Below are 2,228 nucleotides of genomic sequence, written 5' to 3'. Positions count from 1 at the left end.
GCCGTCGTCGGAAGACTGGTCGGTGTCGTGGCCCGCCGCGGGGTGATCGCCCTCGGCGGGCGCTACCTCGGCTGGCTGGCAAGCGCCCGGAAGGCCGACATCGAGCGCACCCTCCCCGGCGCCGCCCGCTACCTCCATGCACTCTCCTCCGGCGCCGACGGGCCGCGGGCGATGCTCCGGAAGGTCGCCGAGAACGACGCCTACGGCGAGACCGCGGTCGCGGCGCGGAAGGTGCTCAACACCGCCGCACTCACCGGGAGTCTCGACGAAGGACTGCGACGTGTCGCCCGCGACACCCCCTCGCGGGACACGCTCGCGCCGTTCCTGTTGAAGTTCCGCGAACACAGCGAGCAGGGCGGCGACGCGCTGGCGAACTACCTCGGGCTCGAGGCGCGGATGCTCGGCCACCAGCGCTCGCAGGCTCAGCGGCGCAACGAGGGCTTCCTCGAACTGGTCGCGGAGCTGTTCGTCGTGCTGCTCGTGATGCCCGCGCTGCTGGTGGTCGTACTGACGGTGATGAGCGTGCTCGCGCCGGGGCTCTCGGCCCCCCTCCCGACGCCGCTGGGGTCGATCACCCAGCGTGCGGCGCTCATCTACGGCGCCGCCGGCTTCGTCCTGCTCGTCGGCGCCGGTGCGGCGGCGACGGTGGGCCACCTCCGCCCGACCGAGCGGCAGGTGACGTACAGCCGGCCCGAGGGGGCGATCGCGACGCTGCGCTCGGCGCCGACCAACCCCGCAAGCGCCGCGCTCGTGCTCGCGCCGCTGGCGCTCGTGGGGATCGGCGCGGGACACCTCGCCCGGATCCATCCGCTCGGCTCGCTGCTCGCGGGCTACGTCGCGTGGGGGATCCCGGTCGGCGCCGTCGCGGTCCGCCGCGCACGTATCGACGACGCGAAAGACCGGGAGATACAGGAGTTCGTCCACGCCGTCTCGGGCCACGTCGGGCTCGGGCGACCGTTCGGCGAGGCGGTCGAGCTGGTGGCCGAGGACGTGGATCTCGGCCCGCTGCAGGGCGACGTGGCGTCGCTGGCGTTCGACCTCTCGCTGTCGGACAGCCCCGCGGGGACGGATCGCCGGACTGCGGCGCTGTCGCGGTTCGTCGATCGCGTGGGCACACCGCTTGCGGCCCAGACGATGGGGCTGGTGACGGGGGCGCTCGACGCCGGCAGCGACACCGAGTCGGTGTTCGAGACACTCCAGACCGAGGTCGGGCAGCTGTATCACGAAAAGAAGGCGCTTCGCAGCGACCTCGCGGTGTACGTCGGCGTCGGCTGGGTGACGGCGCTGCTGGTGGTCGCGATCGTCCTCGCGGTCGACCTGTACGTGCTCGACGGGTTCAGCCAGCTATCGGCGATGCCCGGCTCCGCCGGGTTCGCGCTGGACCCGAACGCGATCCAGCCCGAACGCGAGCGGTTCCGGTTCGCGGTCGTCGCCGTCGCCACCTCGATCGCCGCGGGCTGGTTCGCGGGGATGGCCAGCCGCGGCCCCTACGACGCGTTGCTGCACTCCAGCCTGCTGGCCGGACTGACCGCCGCGGTGTTCGCGGGGGTGGGGCTGGCGTGAGCGACACCACCCCACGCCGTCGGGGGCAGTCACAGCGCGACGGCGACACCACCCCATGCCACCGAGCGCAGTCGCAGCGCGGCGGCGACAGCACTCCATGCCGCCGCGCACAATCCCACGTCGTCGGTGTCGCGCTCCTCCTCGCGATCACCACGATCTCGATGGGCGCGCTCACGGCGGGCGTCGGAGACGTGGTCGAGAGCAACGCCGCGGCGGCCGACGCCGACCGCGTCGCTGACGCGCTCGCGGCGATGGAGCCGTCGGAGTCGACCGGCGTCGAACGCCACGACCTCGCGTTCGGCGAAGGGAGCCTGACTGTCGAATCGCGGACGGTCAGACTACTCGACGGCGACGGGGTCGTCGCCGAACACGAGGCGGACGCGCTCGTGTTCGAGGCGGGCGAGCGCCGGGTGACGTTCCTCGCCGGCGCCGTCGCCCGCGGAGCCGGGAACGCCTCCCTGCTGGACGAGAGGCCGCCGATCGCGACCGGGGACGGCCTCCTGCTCGTCGGCCTGCCAGTCCTGAACGCGAGCGGAACCGCCTCGGTCGCCGGGGAGAGCGTGTCGGCGACGCTGCGGACCGAGACGAGCCACGAGCGCCGCGAACTCGGCGGCGGCGAGTACCGCCTCGCGGTCGAGACGGCGACGCCGGGCGCGTGGGAGGGC

At 73.5% G+C, this 2,228-nt stretch carries 2 protein-coding genes; both read left to right on the top strand.

The genetic code is table 11. The features are described from left to right. Nucleotides 1-1,563, top strand: a 1,563-nt coding sequence (locus tag ACFR9S_RS09155) for a type II secretion system F family protein (protein WP_379818472.1), incomplete at its 5' end; no start/stop codon positions are given. Continuing rightward, on the top strand, nt 1,560-2,228 hold a 669-nt coding region (locus ACFR9S_RS09150), incomplete at its 3' end, for a DUF7289 family protein (RefSeq protein WP_379818471.1). The genes ACFR9S_RS09155 and ACFR9S_RS09150, both read left to right, overlap by 4 nt.

Source organism: Halolamina salina (genome assembly GCF_042678005.1).
Lineage (GTDB): Archaea > Halobacteriota > Halobacteria > Halobacteriales > Haloferacaceae > Halolamina > Halolamina salina.
The sequence above is the reverse complement of the archived record's forward strand: the minus strand, read 5'-3'. Positions and strand labels throughout refer to the sequence as shown.